The organism is Propionimicrobium sp. BV2F7 (assembly GCF_000510445.1).
Lineage (GTDB): Bacteria > Actinomycetota > Actinomycetes > Propionibacteriales > Propionibacteriaceae > Propionimicrobium > Propionimicrobium lymphophilum.
On the sequence record NZ_AZIS01000004.1, the window covers coordinates 268173 to 287255 of the forward strand.

Sequence of the window (19083 nt, forward strand, 5' to 3'; positions counted from 1 at the left end):
AAGGCTATATAACAGCGTACTCATCGGGATTTCTCCCCGTTGGCCGCCAGCTTGAGCGACTTATCTCCATTAGTTTTGAAAGTCATGCACAGGTTAACGGCACCATCGTCCAGATTCATCTTGGTCTGGGCTCCTGGCCAGCCGAGTAATGGCTCCAAGAGAGCGGCTTGATCTGCGCAGATATCCAGGATCCAATTAAATTGCGCTCTTCGACCCGCCTCAGCAACCCGGAAGTTAATGAACACCGCTAAATCTGACAGGCCAACCACGCACCCCAACCCGCGATGCAAACCTTCTAGACACCGCAACGCGACATCAGATTGGATTGCCCCAGTAGTCGGGCCACTGATTCCTGCCAGCGCATTGGCGTAAGAAAAATCCGTGCAGGATTGGCTCAATAGTGTCGTTAATGCATTTACCGAAATTTTTTTGTCCTCGAAATGACGCAAAGTCAGCAGACCGGCTCGTTTGGCATAGCCTAAATCCATTTTGATGCTGCGCAGCAACTTAGCTAATTCTTTTTTATCTAAGTGAGCGCTCAGGCTCCCTGCGTTAGACCGCACCCGCCCAATAGCACCATTCATCAACTCGTCGAGCCGGTCATAGAGCAGAGGCGCTTGGGCAGATTCTTCCATCGAAAGCAAAGCCTCATACTCAGCCGAGAGAACCCTAGTTTGGTGCGCCTCACGTTCACGAATAGCAGCCAGTGTTTTCTCTAATTCGTGGACTGCAGTGACATCCGTTTCCCAAATCACATGACCGGCAGCCAGCCTACGCGTTTGACAGTACAGCGTACGAGTGAGGCTGGCGGAATCATCAAACACCAGCACCGGATCAGAACTGGCCTGCAACCGCTGCCGTACGGATTCGTCCAGTTGCAGCGGTGTGGAGGTGACGAAACGAGGTGCCCAATCGCGGTCAACGATTTCAATGGGAAGTTTCGACTTAGTGAAGAACCGAGTGTATCCACGATTTTGAGGAATCAACCCGATAAAGAACAGAATCTCCCAGGCAAATAAGAAATAGAGGCAATAAATCTGGACATTTTCCGTGGCTCGAATAAATGGCACTCGCAGTGTGTAAGCGAGCGAATAGGCAAGCATGAAAGCAAATAACACACCTAACCCGAGCAACAAACGTAGCCGGTTACCTTTGAAACCCCATAGAGCCACGTAGATAATTACAGCAAAGACGATAAGTACGGCTAGATAATAGGCGTAATAGCCGGGGCCGTATTGATAATCAACCCCAGACTGGCCATGCCCGAACCTCAGAACCAAGTGGTGTAAATCATTGGTGAACACCAGGAGCGTTAGGAAGCAGCCTACTGCTGCCACGAATGCGCGCAAGGTTCGATAGCGTGGAGGAAGGCTGCGGCATGAGTGCGAGATTACGAAGAAGAGGATTGTCATCGTCGCATAGATGGGAACGTAGTAGTAATACCAGGCGTAGCGTTCGTAGATGCCCGGCAGAGCGTGTTTGATTACCCGAGCCAAAATCCACATACTCAAGACACCGGCTTGGATGAGGACGGCTCTGCGCACATAGGGGGAAGTCGTTGTCCAGAATCGCCAGCCAGCCCAGAAACTTAGGAGACCTAGCAGAGCGACGAAGCCAGCAATTTGGTTAGATTCGTTGGTGTTTTCCCACTCCCAGGAACCGCCGTAGGTGTCGTTGGACAGGCTCTGATACCAGGTGAACTGCTCAAAATCAGCTAGCTCCGTGATGGGTTGGGCGTTAATGCTTTCGCGAAACAATGAAGATATCGACGGATAGCCAGCGGCATTTAAGAAATCCGGTGGTGGCGGGGCTGGTGAGAGAGGACTTTCGAGTTCGCCCTTTTGGCTTGTCAATAAGCCGACATTGAATGTCAGCGTTGGGAACTTAGCGTAGTGCAAGCTAGGGGGAACCACTGTGGTAATGAGGCTGCGCCTGTCGGTTGTTAGGCATAGATAGCCTTGATTTAGTGCGGCCTGCAAATCTTGTGGAGAGTGCCCGGTTTTTAGCCGTCCTTGTCGGCGCAGATGTTGCAAAAGCTGCGTCGCTCGCTTTGTGGAGAAGGTCTGAGCTTGACTATCGGGGTTGTAATCGAGAGCTAGTGCACTCATCAGCTCAATACGACTAACGCCTTGATCAAGATAGATAATCTCTTGGCGCTCGCTCAGAGAGCTAGTATCTGTGATGGATTCGACCTCTGGCTTTTTGCTGGCCAAGACGACAGATTTGGGATAGAGCGGAATGAAAGTGGCATCGGGTTGCGCCTTCATCGCGGCATGAGCCATGGTTTCGTTAGTTACTACGAAAGACGAGCCAAATCGGAACTCTTTCAAAAGGGACCATTCACTGTGGGTTTCAACCCTCAACCCTTGAGCACGGAAAAAATCGCTTAACCGCGTATCAAAATCGTTCGGTACCGCCACGATATTGTTGGCTTCAGCGCTGGCAGCGCCAAGCGGCAGAAAAATTAATGTCAGCACAGCCAGGCCGGATAATACGGCAAAAACTACGTGAGACAACCAATCTTGCACCCAGGTTGAGCCAACGGATTCAGCGGACGGCGAACTGGGAAATCGGTTAGGGGGAATACGCGAGGAAGGCGGCGCAGCTGTCATTGCAACTCAACGCCTTACACGTCTTGCTCATAGCGTGGATCACTTGATTGGACGGTAATGTAACCGTTAGACACCGCCCACAATGCCAGACGAGCAACTGAGGTAAAACCACTCTTGGCGAGAAGCTGAGAAATATAGGATTTGACGGTGTTTTCGCTCAAAAACATCTGATTGGCGATTTCGCGGCGAGAGTAGCCAGCACAGACCAAACGAAGCACCTGCATCTCGCGTTTATTTAGTTCATTGGCTCCAAAACTTGGCCGCGCGGTGGATTCGGGGAAATTAGACACTCCTTGTAGCGTCGCACGGAGTATAGAAAGTAGGTCAGCAGTGGAGACATTCTTATAGGTGAATGAATCAACTTTCGCCTCTCGCGCTTCTTCAACAAAAGCAGCGTCAGGCATGGCAGTAAACACCACAATTTTTATTTTCGGATAGCGCGCTTTTAACTTCGCGGATTCCTTCAGACCCGAAGAGTTCTCAGTGACCACATCCATCAGCACTAGATCTGGCGGATGAAGGCGCACAGAATTATGGATGAGCGCAGCATCAGTCAACTTATCGACAACGGTAAAATCTGCTTCCGCGTCGATGGCTGCAGCTAGAGAATCAAGCAAGATCGTTTGATCCTCAACAATGGTGATGCGAGTCAACTAATCCTCCAGGAATCACCCCTTCATTGGGGCTTGACTGCCTCTTTCGGGCATATTATCAAAAGTAGAAACCACATTTTCTCCCGTCAAGATAGTTTTGCCACCCCTTTCTCAACCGAAATTCAACGCGGTTTACCTAACCAGTTTTAGAACTTGCCGCCTCCTGAGCTGAAAGAAGTGCCCCCAGAACTTAATGTATGGCCACTGGATGAATCAGACTTGCTCTCTTTAGGACGAACCACCTGGGTTGTGTAGGTGTTTACAAAATTGTCTCTAGCACCAGTAATCTGACCCGAACCGGAAACAATGTAGCAAGCAGCGCCACTTTGCACTTGGGCAGTATCGTGCTTATCTTTTAGCCGTTTCATTGCAAGGTGGCCAGTTACCGCCCCGAGTATCACTGCCAATAGGGCACCCGCCCCTGTGGACTCTGACGTGATTCGATTAGGAACCGGATGGCCTTGGTCATAGGGTGTGCCAGCCTCCCACTGAACCAAGTAGTCGGTGATCTCTGCGATATAGACGTCCAGACCTGAGTCCCAATCATCGTCACCAAGAGGGTTCTTTACTCTCTCGTACAATTTATCGATACCGTAAGGAGTCAGAGCATTTTCGCCTTCGCCATGCCCCAAGAACCACAAATCCCTTGTCACAGGGTTAATAATCATGATGACGCCATCCGCAGAATCCACCCCTAGACCCAGCTGATTAGCGTTGTAATAATTTGCACCCCATTGCTCTGGGCTGAGGTATTGGAAGCTATCAACAGTCACGACATAGGGCGCAATGCCATATTGGTCAGCCAATGCGCTCAACTGTTCTTCCCAGTCTGGCAATTTGCTGCTGGTAAAAATTTCGGAATGATCACGGATGAATGGTGACGCAGACTCAACATCTTCTTGGCCACCGACGAAAGGAACTTCTTCATCAGAGAACTCAATGACTTCGTCATCTGTAGGAACCTGTGCTGGAAAAGTTACTTTGGGAGCTGATTGCAACGGCGAGGCTTCTGGCACATCAGCTGGTGCTCCACTCGCCTCTGAGACGCCTAAACCCAGAGCGGGGAAGAACACCAAGACTGCGCTAACCAGCGCAAAAGCTAATTTCTTAAAACTGTTCATTAGTGTCAATCCCCTTTTAACTGAACCACCATGGCATAACAAATAGGATGAGAATGAACCCCAAGATGATGGCCATCGTGATGGCGATACTCAATAGTCCGACCCAATACTTGACCATAGATACCGGGAAGGTGCCAACGAATTTACCGGTTTGTCCGTTCATGGCGTAGTTATAGTTCCTGTTTTGGAAAGTGACGTTCAACAGCCACACCGGCAAGAACACATATTCGAGGTCACCGAAAGCAGGTTGGATATTAGATCCGGTCATTTTCACGCTGGCGTAGTCGCTGACTGACTCACTTAATACGTCCTCAGTAGATTGGCGCATTCGCTCTAATGCACGCGGGTTAGCCTCTTCAGCTTTCACGTCGTACTTATTGGTCATGAAACCAGTCAGATAGGCCGGAGAGAAAGGCACTGACGTAGAGTAATCGAAAGGTTCAATAGCTTCAGTAAGATTCTCCGTCACTTTGGTGGTGCCAGAGACCGGAACATCAAGAAAAGCGACATTAGCGCTACGAAACACGTCGTAAACATCGTGCTTCGTGTAGATATACTCCGAATCTTGCCAAGTTTGGGTGTTCTCACAAGTGAAATTAGCCGACCCAGAAACAGTGGCGTCATATAGCCAATAGGGAATATAAACACCCTGAACATCATCAACGCTCACACTCGTAAAAGCCTTAGGAATCAGTTTCAAACTTGAGGCTTGTTTCTTAAAAACAGCCACAGCCTGCTCTTTAGTCATTCCGAAAGGAATCATCCGATCAGGGACTCGAGTGCTAGTCAACTGCCTAGTAGACACGAAGTTGTTGTTACACCAGGGGCATTTAGCGCTAACCATGTCCGCCGAACCGATGATTTCACCACCACAAGAGTTGCATTCGAACTGCGTCATTTGCTCTCCGGTAGCTTCATCCAAGTAGGTCGGCGGTCTTTCAACCCATCCCGCCTGATCCGCGCCAGTACTAGCAGATTCCTGTGTGCTTTCCCCAGCCGCACCCGCAGTAGTTTGCGCCCCAGGCATCACAGAGGCCTCGTTCACCTTTTGCGCTTGGTAGGCGGCATTCAACTCCTGATTCGCAGCCGAAATACCGTTAAACTGATTGACTTCTTCAACAGAAAAAGTGGCGCCACAATAGTTGCATTTCATTTTTCCGCTGGGAACATCAAAATTAATGGGCGCGCCGCAAGCCGGGCATTTCAACTGCACATCGCTCACAATCGGCTCCCTTTCTTTATTTTCGGGATCAAAACCCCGATTTCGTTTTGATTTTCATAAACCTAGAGCAGCGTCGAAGCAGATATAACACCCAAAAGGACTAACTTGACTCGCAATTTAGCTGTTAACCAAGTAACTATTCGAGGAAGGTTTGAGAGTAAGAAACTCTCGCTCTCAAACCTTCATGCGTTGTCGGCGGCGACAAAACCTGCCAGCACTAGCTAGGCCACCGGCGTCCCACACTGGGGGCAGAACTTCGGTGTCGGTTCTGGAAGTTGGCTGCCACAGTTGGAGCAGAATCCGCCTGGGGTAGGTGCCGCCGGTTTAGGAATGCCGCAGTTAGAGCAAAACTTGCCGTTGTTCTGCGCACCGCACTCGCATTTCCAGGCACCACCCTGCAAGCCAGTAGGACTTGTTTCGTCCTTTTGTTGGTTTGCCTGCTGCTGAGCCGCTATTTGGGCTTGATTGGACGCAGAGGCAGCTTGCATGAATCCGCCTCCAGCTTGCATACCAAGACCGACACCCATCATTGCCATGCCAGCGCCGGCAGGATTCGAACCAGCATTTTGGATACCGGTACCGACCGCCCCCTGGACGAAACCTTCGCGGATTGAGGGGTCTTGCAGCATTGCGCCTTGGTTGCGCATGTCAATCATCTTGCGGGATTGCTCGTCGTAGGAGATAGACGCGACACCTACAGCCTGGACTTCTATGCCACGTTGTTCTGCCCATTCCTGGTCTAATACATCGCGCATATAGCGAGATAATTCGCTGACGTGAGCTTGAACTTGGGAAATGCGAATCCCATCAATGCTCATCTTGTTGAGTGCCACAGAAAATGCTTCAAGAAACTCAGATTGGTACTGCTCTTTGATGTCATCAATGTGAACTCGCTCGGCATCCCTGGGGATGGCTTCAATGTAGAACTTAATGGGATCAACGATTCGGATGGAATAATTTCCGTGCGCCCTCAAGAACAGCTCCGCGTTGTAGAAATTATCGAAATATTGAATCGCATTAGGAGTGCCAAATTTGATGCCCTTAATCTCTTGGAGATTTACAAAAAATACTTTCTGCTGTCCGGATGGTGCGCCACCAAATTTGAAACGTTCCCACGTGTCTCGGAGCGCCCCCTCGAAATTGCCGTTAAATAATGAGGGAGACGTCGAAGAATTGAACGTGTATGCACCCGGCTCGGTGGAAAAGTCCACAATTTTGCCAGAGTCGGTAATAAGCATCGCTTGCTTGTCGTATACCAGTATTTTCGAGCCGTCCGAAACTATGGCTCCGGTTCCAGTGTTTCGTCCCCGGATCTGCTGGCCGCGAACGAATACTATGCCTTCTCCCATATCTTGCGCACTAATAGCGTCAAGCCACTGATCTTGAATGGCGCCGCCAATGGCTCCAGTCACAGCTTGAATCAGACCCATTTTAACTCCACCTTGTCTAAGAAAACGAAAGGATAAAATCCCTGATCCCGTAGAGTGTCGATAGACACAACAGCGAAAACAGATAGACCTACATTCCCAAAATGCTATTTTGGACTGCCGTGCCGATGCCCGTGGCTACGGCAGGCAGGACAATAACGACTATAAAAACGATAAGGGGCATAGTCTTCGGCTTAGATTTAATTAGGGCAATCAAAGCTAGGATGAAAGCCACCAGATTCATAATGGAAGACAGCCCTAAGAATATCAATCGCTTGCTATCTGCAGCTTCGGCGGCTTCTATGTCCAGGTTATTAATGGCATCGACCCCTGCTTGAGCTGCCAAGAAAAAACCCAAAATTATCAAAATAGAGGCCACCACGGTCAAAACTAAAGCTGTTAACGCCATGTTTTTCTTTACGCTCGGCGCGGCAGGGGCTGGCATTGTCGGTTGAATGGGTTGATAAGTCATGACAACTCCTTAAATCCTAAAAACTGCTGTTTCGTTGAGCTTTTCGGTAGCCCACACTTTGAAGGTAACAAGCAAAAAATTCGTTGAGAGCACCCAAAAGGGTGAAAAATTTCTGCGAATGTCAGCAAAAAATGCTCACGCTTGACAGCAGGCGCAATTGCCTAACCGTGAAGTCTGCGAGCGTTTATAGGATGAAAACAATTAGAACAGGTCTCCGTGAGATCCAGTTCGGGTAAGTACCAAAAGCAGACTGGCTACGCTCTATATCCATAGCCAGCCTACTTCGATGTGAATTTCTCGATATCCCTTCCAACTGCCCTGCAATGCATGGTCGCGATAGCGGGTAAGCAAACCATCACGGCCTTGGGCGAGCAACGCTTCAACGGCACATGCCGACTTCGCAGCATCATAGTTTTTTAATTCGACAAGCTAGATTGCCTGCATTACTTCTCACTCCACTGAGGTCCTGCGACGATAGATCAGCACTCCCCCCCCTGCAGCGCAAAGGGCCGCTATAGCCAACAAGTCGACAGGGCCATCTGCCCCAGTCCGTGGCACGTGATGCGGTGGCGGAGTCTCTCCACACCTTTTTCACCGGAACCGAGGTAAGAATCGAATTCTTCAGGGTGAAGGAATAAACCTTGCCAGACTCATCGATAGCCGGATCTACCACGGTCAGCGTGTATCCATCGGCGCCTGTTTCTCGGAACTTAATCGGCAGTTGCTCGCCGGTCTTAGCGTCTACTGGGGGTTTCGGGTTCGGGAAGTTATCGAGTTTGGCTTTCCAGTCGTTTTCTTTAGAAAGCTCAACCTGCTCGGCAAGAGCTTTAGAATCGGCGCTCGGCACAGACTTGAACGCCTTGTTCTCATTGATCTTGACGTTGTAAGGGATTTGCTTGGGGTTATTGGAGTCGTAGCGAGGCAGCTGCTTTGCGGCTTCCCAGTTGTTGTGGATGCCGTGAATCGAGCCGTCCTGATACCAGAGGCGTTCGCCGCCACCTAGCATGCGTTCGGTAAGGCTAACGGGCCGGCCTTTGCCGAATTCTCCGAACAAGTGAGTAGTTCTCGCTGATGGTTCCGCAGCTAATAGTTAGAGGCCCTACTTTTGAACAAACTCCACCGCCATAGCCATCGAAATCGCCGTTGTTGTTCGACTCTACAGCGCCGCTCTTCATGGTTAACGTGCCATTGAAGACCGTCATGCCGCCGCCGTATTCGGTGGCGTTTTTAGATATCGTGGTTCCGTCGAGGACGACATCAGCGTGATCGGTGAATATCCCACCACCCAGGCCATTGTATCTAGGATGAGATACCGTATTCTCAGTGATGACCCCGCCACTCAGATTTTCTTTCGCAGGAGCGTCTTTATTGCCCCACACGCCCACGGCGCCACCCAACCTGTAGCCACTATTGCCCTGAAGAACACCACCAGTTAAATCGAAGGTGCCGTTATAAACGGTTATTGGCGAGAATTCGTTCGCTCGTAAGCTATCAGGAGCTAATGTGCCGGATGCACCCGCCACAGAATTGCCGGTGAACTCTGCCGAACCGTTCATCGTCATGTGCCCGCAGTAGACGAAAACTGCAGGGCCGTTAACCTTCGTGTCGCGAATCGCCCCGGCGCTAAAGTTCAGGTCACCGTTGGCCACGATCTGGGCGTTAGTGAGAGTCGGACCCGCCAGATTCAAAGTGCCGCCCTGCTTGCCCCTAGCAGCTTTTTAAAACGCTTGGAAAACCGACTTCGAATATCAAAGGCTGGTATTCGCCAACAATGTGTGATCCCCGAGAATAATACGACCGCGGAACCGCGCTCCTCAAGGCAAAATGCTACCGAAGTAATACACGGATGTTAAGCTTCATGCCAGATCATTAAAATCTCTACACCTAGCACGAATCAATTTTGGCCGCTTACCCACATTTTGTCATGACTTTCGCAGGTATAGCGAAACCAGCGTGCCGGGAAATGGGCATAAAAATGGCCCGACACACGGACCCATCAGAGCGGGCGACCAGAATCGAACTGGCCTCTACAGCTTGGGAAGCTGTCGTTCTACCGATGAACTACGCCCGCGGGATCAAGTTTGATCGACGATCGTCAAGAATAGCAGATGAGGCGGTCAAGCTTAAGTCTTCAGATCAGGATATTCTTGATGCGTCCGTAAGCCACATTTTCGGGCAGCTCAATCGGTTCGGCTGCGGGATCGTTGAATTCGTCCCAGGCGTCGAAATACTTGCCCGCAGCAGGCAGCCACAATAGCCCCGCGGCTATCGCGGTGAGCGCGGTCGCCACCATTGCGAGCGGGAAAAACAATATGCACAGCAACGTAACGCCGACGGCTACGATGCCCGCCCAGCGGCACCACCTGTTGCCTCGCCAAGCGTTGTAACCCGCGACGGCTGGCGCCGCGGAAACCAGGCAGCCAACAGCGGCCAAGATGCAAACCGCAACTATCGAGCCAGCAGAACCCGGCCGCGGGTCTAGCCAGGCGATGAGGTTTGCGCTGTGCGCGAAGGTGCCCATGTGGATGGCCCGCCACCAATAGAACCAGTAGCAGCCGAACGCGAAAATGCTTGCCACCACGAACAGCGCAGTGGATGCCCAGATGACCGCAGGGTGCTTCGGCTCGCCGGTCTTCTCATCGATACTTTCGTCTTTCGGCGCTTCTTCCAGAAGCGTGGAGAAGGCGACCGGAGCCTCGGCAGCGTCGGCGGGCGGGTCAAGAACGTAATCGTCAAAACCGCGTTCGGGGTCGCCCAACTGCGCGCGGGGTTCGATTCTCACGCCTCAACTCTACCCGCACAGGAAGTTAACCGAACGACGTCGGATGCGCGTGGCTGCTCACGTAGACTTGTCGCGTGAGCATTCGTTGGAAACACGTCATATTCGACCTCGATGGCACCCTGGCTAACACGGTGCCGCTAATTCTGGCCAGCTACGAGCACGCCCTGAAGACAGTCCTGAACCAAGAGTTGGACGTCGACCTGGCGAAAACTTGGATCGGGCGCACACTGATGGACGCCTTCATGGAGCACGCCCCAGACCAGGCAGAAGACTTGGAGCGCGAGTATCTGAAGTTCAACGCGGAGCACCTGCCGGACATGGTGACCGAGTTCGAGGGCATCCCGCAACTGCTAGCCGACCTGGTCGAAGCCGGCGCGAACCTCGGCGTGGTCACCGCGAAACGACGCAGTGTGGCGCACGACACGTTCGCCCCCGCCAACCTGCCTGACGACCTGGCCATTGCGGCTGCGATGGAGGACACGCCCGTCCACAAGCCGAATCCCGAGCCCATTCTGCTGGGCATGAAGACCATCGGCGCTGATCCGGCTTCCAGCGTCTACGTCGGCGACGCCATCTACGATCTGCAGGCAGCCGCCGCAGCAGGCATCGACGGTGTTGGCGTCACTTGGGGCGCAGGCGTGCCGGAACAGGTCCACGCCCAGCCGAACGCCGGCATCGCAGACACCGTCGACGAGCTGCGCAGCATCCTCTTCAACTAGGTTATTTTGCCTTCCGAAGCGGACTCGACTTCCAGAACTTTCAGCCGTTTACCGTCGACGGTGAACCGCACGTTCCATCCGGCGTAGGTCAGCCCGTAAACGCGCTCGGCTTCGTGCTGATATGCGGGCCTGGGGTCTTGCGCGAGCACCCCATGCAGCTGCTCCAACACAGAAGCCGGGACATCGCTGGTCAGTTCCTCGGGGAAAAGCACCTCGAGCTGATAGTCGGTGTTGCGGGTGGTGAAACCTAGCTCGGCATCCGGATGAGAGTCCGCGCCCACGTACGGTTTGACGTCGAAGACCGGGGTGCCATCGGCAAGATCTGCGCCCCCGACCACCAAGTCAGTTCCGTCCACCTCGAGCAGCCGAACGCACGACAGCCCTAGCCCGTTGGGACGAAACGGTGAGCGCGTCGCAAAGACGCCCATATGTTCGTTGCCGCCTAGTCTCGGCGGGCGAACAAGCGGCGACCAGGTGCTGCGAATGTTCTTGGAAAACTGCCAGATGATCCAGAGGTGGCTGAAGTCCTCAATGCCTCGCAGGGCATCGGCAACCGCGAATTCGCCATGAAATTCGACGCGCCCAATAATCTCGGGCACCAGACCAGCCTGCCTGGGAATGCCGAATTTTTGCTCGAACCCGCCACGATAGAAAGCGACCGGGCGAATAACCGCTTCTCCCGCTGCCGAATCTTTTTGGCTCATCTAGCCCCCTAAGAAAAGTTTGACTAGCAGTGTACAACGGAAACCATGGCTAAACGGACATCTGGGTGGTTAATCAACCAGCACGGCGCCTACGCGATGCTGGCGGTGCCATTCATCGCAGGGTTGCGCTACACGCTTCAACCTGGGTGGTGGCTGACCGCGGTCGCGGCTGGCTGGGTGTGCACATACATGGCTTTCAACGCCATAACGCTTTCTCTGAAGGCGCCCAAAAACCGTAAGGCAAGTTTTCGTCCGCCGCTAATTACTTATTCCGTGCTGGCTGCGGTATTTGGCGTCGTCTCGATCCTGTTCGGTGGTCTAGGCCTGCTCGGCTGGGCCGGGCTGCTGCTGATTCCAGGGGCGGTCGCGCTGTGGTGCGCGGCAACCGGGAAGGAGCGCAGCGTGTTGAGCGGCATGATGACGACGCTCGTGGCCTCCGCAATCGGGCTCGTCGTGGCATATCCGTCGCTAACCAGCTGGCTGCACTTCGGTTCGGCAAGGCTGGACGCCATTTTGACGATCTGCTTCGGCTATTTCTTCGGCACGGTTCTGCACGTCAAGGCGCTGGTGCGACAGCACGGGAAATCCGGCGCGCGATTCAGGAACTTGTGCTGGCACGTGCTTGTGCTTGGTTTCGCGATCACGTCGGCTTTCGGCACGTTGAACTGGTGGTGGGCGGTGTTGGCCCTCGGCTGGCTGGTGCGCTCGTGCGTGATGTCTTGGTTTGACTCGCGCGGCAGGATCTCGGTCTCCACGGTTGGTCTGGTAGAGGTCGTCTTCAGCCTGTTGCTGCTGTTAGCGGTAATTTTTGCCTAACTTTCGACGCTTCGCCACGCGCCTGAGCGTTTTTTGTCAGCGCCTGCCATTAAGCTCGAAGTCAGTTGTTGATGACTAACTTTTTAGGTGGGCAATATGTCTAGGAATGTTTCACAGCCCTCGGCGCGCACGGCTAAGCGGCTGAGCGTCGGGCTGCTTTTTTGCTCGTTGATCTGTCTTGCCGGTTGCGCCGCTCCCCCAGGCCAAACACGGATGTCGCAGAGCGAGCCCAAGGTGACAACGCCTGGCATAATCACGGGCCCAGCAACTGGCGATGGCAGCTCGGAGCACAGGCCGTCGCAGACCGGTTCGGTCGACGGCCGAGAGTTGGCACGCAAAATCGACGAGGCGATGGCTAGCCTGTCCACCTACAAGCAGGTCATCGAGAAGCAGTTGGAGAATCAGAGCGGCGAGTATGCTTCCAAGACTGATGTGATCATCGATCAGAGCGACCCCAAGAACGTGAAGATCAAGTCGGTTTCTCGGGACGCCGGCCTCGAGTCTGAATCGATCATGATTGGCGACACGGGGTATCTCAAGGATTCCTCCGGCGCCTGGCACAAGCAGGACGTGCCTCCGGCCCCCGAAGTTAAGGAGCCCGGGGCCAAGTTCGGTTCCTTGCTGCTTCAGGCAACGTCCGTTGAGCCAGCGGGTTCGGAGACCATCAACGGCATCGGCACCAAGAAGTACGCTCTTAAGATGGCGGATGGCACCGCGGAGATTTATGTGGATTCGCAGAACAGACTGGTCCGTAGTGTCGTCACCATTTCCGCGGACGGCGGCATGTCGGATAACCGGATGACGTACGGCGATTTTAATGCTCCAGTAACCATCGAGGCACCCAAGGTTTAACGCCGCTGGACGCACGAGACACACAGGTCAGGTAACCTCAAAATATGCCACTTTTCGAACCGTTTCGCGCTATCCGCTATTCGGCGGCAGCAAACATTGAGCGCAACGTAGCAGAGCCCTATGACGTGCTCTCTGAAGACGACGCCAACCTGCTGCGCGACCGCGACGACCACAACATCGTGTGGATCGATCTGCCCGAAGGCGGTAAAGATCGCTACGAGATGGCAGGGTTCCGCCTCGACGAGTGGCTGCGCGAGGGCATTCTTGAGAACGACGAGCGCGACTGCTTCACGATTTACCGCATGTCTTTCACCGATTCCGACAACGTCCATCGGGAAGTTGCTGGCGTCGTGGGCGCCCTGAAGGTAGTGGACAAGAAGTCCGACGAGATCCTGCTTCACGAGCGCATCACCAAGAAGGACGAAGAGGATCGTCTCGAGCTGATGAAGGCAACCGCGGCGAACACTTCGCCCGTTTGGGGCCTGACCAGGGCAGCAGGCCTGACGAAGGTGCTAGGCAAGCCAGGCATTCATCTGGCATCGGTCGTCGTCGACGGGGTTCGCCACACCATCGAGAAGGTGGAGGACCCGCGTCGGATCAGGGCAATCAGCCGCCTGATCTCCAAGGCTCAGGTAGTGTTGGCCGACGGCCACCACCGCTACACCGTTTCGCGCACTTACCGCGAATTGGTTCGCAAGGAACTCGGCAAGCACACTGACGCCGAGTTCACGCTGGCGTTCATTTCTGAGTTCAGCGAAGATCAACTGAATATCGAGGCCCATAACCGGGTCTACGACGGCATTTCGCTGAAGGATCTAAAACGCGACCTTACGGGCTCTTTCACTTTTGAGGAATTCACCGAGCAGCTGGACGAAACGACCGTCAAGAAGATCGCCGCAACTAAGCGCTTCGTCTTGGTGGATTCTAAGGGCAACGCGCTGTGGCTCGTCCCACGTCCGGGAGCTTTCATGGGTGTTCGAGATCTGCCCGGGGCTCGTCTTGAACACGCCCTGGCGGGCAGTTTCGCCAAAGTTAGCTACGTGCACGGCATCGACCAGACCATCAAGGCGGCCGAGGACGCGACAGCAGCCATTTTGGTGTCCCCGGTCTCATTCAGCGAGATCGCAGAGGCTGCCAACAAGGGCAAACTGATGCCCCCCAAGTCCACTTATTTCACGCCCAAGCCCCTTATGGGATTTGTTATTCGACCCACCGCTAAGCTTCCGCAGTGAGATTAAGAGCATTGGGGCAGCAGCACACCTAGTTAGCGCTAGTGTTTAGTTGAAAGTTATTTATAGGGAGGAAACCCATGGCAGGCCGCATCGGCAACCAGAAATTCTTAGACAAGGTGATGAGCGCTGACGACGCAGCTGCGTTCATCGAACCGGGCGACAGCATCGGCTTCTCCGGATTCACCGGAGCCGGTTACCCGAAGGAAGTTCCTGGCGCGCTGGCAAGGCGCATCAAGGCAGCCACCGACCGTGGCGAGGAGTTCAAGGTTCGCGTCTTCACCGGCGCTTCTACCGCGCCCGAGCTCGACGGTGTTCTGGCCGAGACCAACAGCATGGCGTTCCGCACCCCGTACCAGTCGGATCCTTCGCTGCGTAAGGTTATCAACAACGGCACCACGGACTACTGCGACATTCACCTTTCGCACCTGTCCAAGATGATCAACCTCGGCTACATGGGCGATATCGACGTCGCAGTCGTTGAGGCCACCTTGATCACCGAGGACGGCAAGGTCGTTCCTACGTCGTCGGTCGGCATGAGCCGCACCTACCTGGCCCGCGCCAAGAAGATCATCATCGAGGTCAACGAGTGGCAGACCGAAGACCTCTACGGCATGCACGACATTTACTACGGCATCGGCCAGGTGCCGCCGAACACTCCTCCGATCCCGATCACCGCTCCTGGCGACCTGATCGGCGAGAAGGCGTTCACCATCGACACCGACAAGGTTGTCGCCGTCGTCAAGACCAACGACCCGGACCGCAACTCGCCGTTCAAGCCGCTGGATGACGACTCCAAGAAGATCGCCGGCTACCTGCTCGACCTGTTCGACCACGAGGTTCGCCACGGCCGGATGCCCGCCAACCTGTTCCCGCTGCAGTCGGGTGTTGGCAACATTGCTAACGCGGTTTTGGCCGGCCTGCTGGACAGCAAGTACGAGAACATGACCTCTTACACCGAGGTTATTCAGGACGGCATGGTCAACCTGATCGACGCCGGCAAGATCTCGGTCGCCTCGGCAACCTCGTTCTCGCTGTCGCCTGACGCGGCTCACCACATGAACGAGAACGCGTCCGACTACCGCGGCAAGATCATCCTTCGTCCGCAGGACGTCTCGAACCACCCGGAGGTTATCCGCAGGTTGGGCGTTATTTCCTGCAACGGCATGATCGAGGCCGACATCTTCGGCAACGTCAACTCGACGCACATCTCCGGCACCCGCATGATGAACGGCATCGGCGGCTCGGGCGACTTCACCCGCAGCGCTTCGCTGTCGATCTTCGTTTCGCCTTCCACAGCGAAGGACGGCGCCATTTCGACGATCGTCCCGATGGTCAGCCACGTCGACCACACCGAGCACGACGTCATGGTCATCATCACCGAGTACGGTGTTGCCGACCTGCGTGGCCTGTCGCCGCGTCGTCGCCCGGAGGTCATCATCGACAACTGTGCGCACCCGGATTACCGTGCCGCCCTGCACGAGTACTACGATCGCGCGCTCAAGACCAACAAGGCGATCCACACTCCTATGGACATCGACAACGCGTTCAGCTTCCATCAGAGGCTGCGTGACACCGGCACCATGATGCCGAGCTAAGGTCTAGCAACAAAAAATCCGGCCCTTCGGGGCCGGATTTTTTATTTCTTGAGCGCTTTCTTCACCTTCTTGGCTAATTGAAGAGCCGCAAACGTGAATATCCTGACTGGTAATTCCCAATCTGCGGGAATCGTAGTCGCTTCTCGAGTGAATTTGAGCTTGAACCTGGATACCCCTGATAGCTGGGGGCTCAAATCCGAAGCTATTCCCATCAGGTCGTATTCCTTGACGCCTTCGCTCTTTAACTGCTGAATTATTTTCCATTGCAGCTGAATAGGAGCTAGCAGTTTCATCGCTTGCCTGTTAGACCCCGCGTAGTAATAGACTCCGTGCCGATCATAAACGGTAACGATCGCCCAAGCCACCGGCTCTCCGCCGTGCTCTGCCACGAATAGTCTGCAGTGTTTTGGCCCTAGCGATTCGAGCATATCGGCGTATACCTCTTTCGGGTGAATGCCGAATCCACTTCGCGATGCCGTCTCTTGATAGATCTGGTAGCACTTGTCGAAGGCAGCAGCGTCACCGGTGCGCTCGATGATCTTCAGATCAGGATTTTTTGCCCCCTTTCGGACTTCGTATCTTCCGGTCTGGCTCATCCCAGCCAGAATTTCTTCCTCGCTCTTTTGCAAGTCGACTATCACGGTCTGATCGTAGGTGAGTGCGTTCAGCAAGGGTTTGAGGTCTGGACTTCTATGCCAGGCAGAAATTCTGGCGAAGACTACTTTTGGAAATTCCTTCCTAACAAAGCTACGAAAACTACGGAAAAATTCGGCTTCTTGCTCTTCGTCCGGGGCATCCCCGAGCCACACTGGTGCGTGTTTGGACCAGAGGTAGCTAAATCCATGGATATTGAATTCGACCAGAGCGAGGATGGCCCTAGGTTCTCCACCTGGTTGGTAAAGGATCCAACCGTGGTGTTTCCTCCCACGGGTCAAATCGAACTTTCGCCAGGCTGGTGACTGTTCTATTGGCAGCTCAATTTCTTTCGACCTGACTAAGTTTTTCAATTCTTCGCTGGTCTGTAATTTTTTGAAAAGCATCTTTCTCTTCGCTGTGGTAAACGCTACATTCCGACTCGAATTAGTAACTGTTTAAAGCGATAGTGCCTCCCTAGCGACGACTCGGTCGTCCAGTTCGACGGGGCCGTTGGGCATGGGTTGGATGGTTTCGTGGCCGCGTCCCGCAAGCAGGACGGTGTCGTCTGGGCCTGCTTCGGTGATAGCGGCGACGATTGCCTCGCGACGGTCGGCGATCTCGATCACCTGGTCGGGCTTTGCGTCGCGGGTGCCCTCGAGGACGGCAGCGCGGATGGCCGCAGGGTCTTCCTCGTGCGGGTCGTCGTCTGTGATGTAGACCTTGTCGGCGAGTTCGCAGGCAATCTGCCCCAGAATCGGTCGCTTCTCCTGGTCACGCTGGCCTGCAGAACCGAGCAGAATGATCAGCCTTCCCTTGGTTGTCGGTCGCAGCGTCTTAAGCACCTTGCGGGTGGCATCGGGGTTGTGTGCGAAATCGACGATGACGCGCGGGTTGGCACTGATCAGTTCCATTCGCCCCGGGACGTGCACCTCGAGGCCGCCGGATATCTTGTCGAACAGCGCAGCCACCGCGCTCTCCCCCGCCTCGGCGGAAAGACGATGTGCCGCCATGACGATTGCCAGCGCAGAGTTGGCGGCATTGTAGTCGCCGGGCAAGTTGACGGGCACCTCGTGGTGACCGGCGGGTCCGTCCAGCGTCAAGGTGATACCGCCGGCGTGTTCGCTATAGCTGGCGTGCCAGTCGGCTTCCGCGTCGCCCATGGAAAGGGTTGTTAGGTTTTCTCCGCAGGATTCCTCAGCGATTCGACGTCCCCACTCGTCGTCGACGATGACCACCTGGTTTTTGGATAGCTCAGGCGTAAACAGCCTCAGCTTCGCCTGGAAGTAGTTTTCCATGGTGTGGTGGAAGTCGAGGTGATCTTGGGTGAGGTTGGTGAATCCGACAACATCGAACCGCATCGGGCGCACGCGGCCCAGGCTTAGCGCGTGCGAGGACACCTCCATCACCACGTCCGTGCAGCTACTCTGCACCGCACTGGCCAAAATGGCCTGCAACTCGTCGGGGAACGGCGTGGTGTTTCGGGCTCCCGCATTCATGTCGCCGACCTCGACGTCAACGGTGCCGATGAGCGCAGGCTTGCGCCCGAGCTGACGAAGAATGGCTTTGAGCAGGTAGACGATGGTGGTCTTGCCGTTGGTGCCGGTGACGCCCCAGGTGTTTAGCTGCTCCGAAGGCCTGCCCCAAGCCAGGCTCGACGCGGGCCCGGCTACCTGGTTCATGTCGGAGACGACGAGCACCGGCGCATCGATTTCACCCGCGATTTCTGCGCCTTCGCGGTCGGTCAATACGGCAGCCGCCCCAGCTTCCACCGCTGCTTTTGCGAACTTGGCGCCGTGGACGTGTTCGCCCGGCATGGCGACGAAAAGCTCGCCGCCGCGCAACCGCCGATTGTCGGCCACCGCGCCGCGGACCTGCACGGCTGCGTCGCCGATGACTTTTGCCCCGGCGGCGGAAGCCACCTGTTCAACAGTTGTAAGTTCTATCTTGCCCAGGTCGGGCATGAAGGGGTTGCCGCCAGAGTGCATTTTCGCTCCTAACTCTGCCGGTCCGTTCGCCACTTGGGCGCGCGACACGAAGCAGGCGGATGTTGATCACTTAGCAATAATACGCATTCGTAAGCCTTAATCCGATTCGACCGGGCGCGCGAAAGCCCCACGAACGGCTGGCAGCATTCGGCAATGTTGAGGCCGCTAATGGGTCGGGCCACCAGAATCGTCGCATCCAACAATTATCGCCCTAAAACATCACCATAACACCCCCTGATTTGTCATCAATATGCC

Annotated in this window: 17 protein-coding genes, 1 tRNA gene and 1 pseudogene; 5 read left to right on the top strand and 14 right to left on the bottom strand. The window is 54.6% G+C overall.

The features are described from left to right. Positions 1–20 precede the first annotated feature (20 nt). The 11 genes and pseudogenes from HMPREF1255_RS09825 to HMPREF1255_RS05625 all read right to left on the bottom strand — a co-directional run bounded on the left by HMPREF1255_RS09825 (position 21) and on the right by HMPREF1255_RS05625 (position 10289). A complete protein-coding gene (locus HMPREF1255_RS09825) occupies positions 21–2528 on the bottom strand; it encodes a histidine kinase N-terminal 7TM domain-containing protein (RefSeq protein WP_024111141.1) in 2508 nt (835 codons plus the stop codon). A gap of 98 nt (positions 2529–2626) precedes the next feature. Beyond that, complete coding sequence (locus tag HMPREF1255_RS05585) at positions 2627–3265, bottom strand: response regulator transcription factor (RefSeq protein ID WP_024111041.1); 639 nt, start codon at positions 3263–3265, stop codon at positions 2627–2629. Between the two features lie 146 nt (positions 3266–3411). After that, a complete protein-coding gene (locus HMPREF1255_RS05590) occupies positions 3412–4386 on the bottom strand; it encodes a TPM domain-containing protein (RefSeq protein WP_024111130.1) in 975 nt (324 codons plus the stop codon). Positions 4387–4402: 16 nt separating this feature from the next. Beyond that, positions 4403–5608, bottom strand: coding sequence for a hypothetical protein (locus tag HMPREF1255_RS05595; RefSeq protein ID WP_024111043.1), 1206 nt, complete (start codon positions 5606–5608; stop codon positions 4403–4405). Between the two features lie 221 nt (positions 5609–5829). Then, positions 5830–7038, bottom strand: coding sequence for an SPFH domain-containing protein (locus HMPREF1255_RS05600; protein ID WP_024111009.1), 1209 nt, complete (start codon positions 7036–7038; stop codon positions 5830–5832). Between the two features lie 88 nt (positions 7039–7126). Continuing rightward, on the bottom strand, positions 7127–7507 hold the full coding sequence (locus tag HMPREF1255_RS05605; protein ID WP_024111169.1) for a hypothetical protein: 381 nt from the start codon (positions 7505–7507) through the stop codon (positions 7127–7129). Between the two features lie 261 nt (positions 7508–7768). Further along, positions 7769–7903 (bottom strand): annotated as a pseudogene (locus HMPREF1255_RS10200) (type II toxin-antitoxin system mRNA interferase toxin, RelE/StbE family); the annotation flags it as partial. 54 nt (positions 7904–7957) lie between these two features. Continuing rightward, positions 7958–8065, bottom strand: a complete 108-nt coding sequence (locus HMPREF1255_RS10205) for an LPXTG cell wall anchor domain-containing protein (protein ID WP_081717341.1) — start codon at positions 8063–8065, stop codon at positions 7958–7960. A 461-nt stretch (positions 8066–8526) separates the two neighbouring features. Then, positions 8527–9195: a hypothetical protein gene (locus HMPREF1255_RS05615; protein WP_024111051.1), complete on the bottom strand. Its 669-nt coding sequence runs from the start codon at positions 9193–9195 to the stop codon at positions 8527–8529. A 312-nt stretch (positions 9196–9507) separates the two neighbouring features. Beyond that, positions 9508–9578: transfer RNA gene (locus tag HMPREF1255_RS05620), tRNA-Gly, on the bottom strand. A gap of 60 nt (positions 9579–9638) precedes the next feature. Then, complete coding sequence (locus tag HMPREF1255_RS05625) at positions 9639–10289, bottom strand: hypothetical protein (RefSeq protein ID WP_024111248.1); 651 nt, start codon at positions 10287–10289, stop codon at positions 9639–9641. A 74-nt stretch (positions 10290–10363) separates the two neighbouring features. Between HMPREF1255_RS05625 and HMPREF1255_RS05630 the strand changes: the two genes are divergently transcribed. Beyond that, positions 10364–11008, top strand: coding sequence for an HAD family hydrolase (locus HMPREF1255_RS05630; protein WP_024111103.1), 645 nt, complete (start codon positions 10364–10366; stop codon positions 11006–11008). Here HMPREF1255_RS05630 and tsaA read toward each other — a convergent pair. Then, the gene (tsaA, locus tag HMPREF1255_RS05635) at positions 11005–11712 is read right to left on the bottom strand and encodes a tRNA (N6-threonylcarbamoyladenosine(37)-N6)-methyltransferase TrmO (protein WP_024111201.1); all 708 of its coding nucleotides are present in this window, start codon (positions 11710–11712) and stop codon (positions 11005–11007) included. The two genes, HMPREF1255_RS05630 and tsaA, sit on opposite strands and share 4 nt — an antisense overlap. A 45-nt stretch (positions 11713–11757) precedes the next feature. On the opposite strand from tsaA, the gene HMPREF1255_RS05640 reads away from it, so the two are divergent. The 4 genes from HMPREF1255_RS05640 (at position 11758) to HMPREF1255_RS05655 (ending at position 16207) form a co-directional block, all read left to right on the top strand. Next, on the top strand, positions 11758–12528 hold the full coding sequence (locus HMPREF1255_RS05640; RefSeq protein WP_024111190.1) for a YwiC-like family protein: 771 nt from the start codon (positions 11758–11760) through the stop codon (positions 12526–12528). Between the two features lie 96 nt (positions 12529–12624). Beyond that, the gene (locus tag HMPREF1255_RS05645) at positions 12625–13380 is read left to right on the top strand and encodes a hypothetical protein (protein WP_155948489.1); all 756 of its coding nucleotides are present in this window, start codon (positions 12625–12627) and stop codon (positions 13378–13380) included. Positions 13381–13424: 44 nt separating this feature from the next. Next, positions 13425–14612, top strand: coding sequence for a DUF1015 family protein (locus HMPREF1255_RS05650; protein WP_024111027.1), 1188 nt, complete (start codon positions 13425–13427; stop codon positions 14610–14612). A 77-nt stretch (positions 14613–14689) separates the two neighbouring features. Then, entirely contained in the window at positions 14690–16207 is a 1518-nt protein-coding gene (locus HMPREF1255_RS05655) for an acetyl-CoA hydrolase/transferase family protein (RefSeq protein ID WP_024111122.1), read from the top strand. A gap of 41 nt (positions 16208–16248) precedes the next feature. On the opposite strand, the gene HMPREF1255_RS09945 is transcribed toward HMPREF1255_RS05655, so the two are convergent. Both HMPREF1255_RS09945 and HMPREF1255_RS05665 read right to left on the bottom strand, forming a co-directional pair. Further along, complete coding sequence (locus HMPREF1255_RS09945; RefSeq protein ID WP_197016980.1) at positions 16249–16848, bottom strand: peptidoglycan bridge formation glycyltransferase FemA/FemB family protein; 600 nt, start codon at positions 16846–16848, stop codon at positions 16249–16251. 450 nt (positions 16849–17298) lie between these two features. Beyond that, positions 17299–18828, bottom strand: a complete 1530-nt coding sequence (locus HMPREF1255_RS05665) for a UDP-N-acetylmuramoyl-L-alanyl-D-glutamate--2,6-diaminopimelate ligase (protein ID WP_024111242.1) — start codon at positions 18826–18828, stop codon at positions 17299–17301. Positions 18829–19083 lie beyond the last annotated feature (255 nt).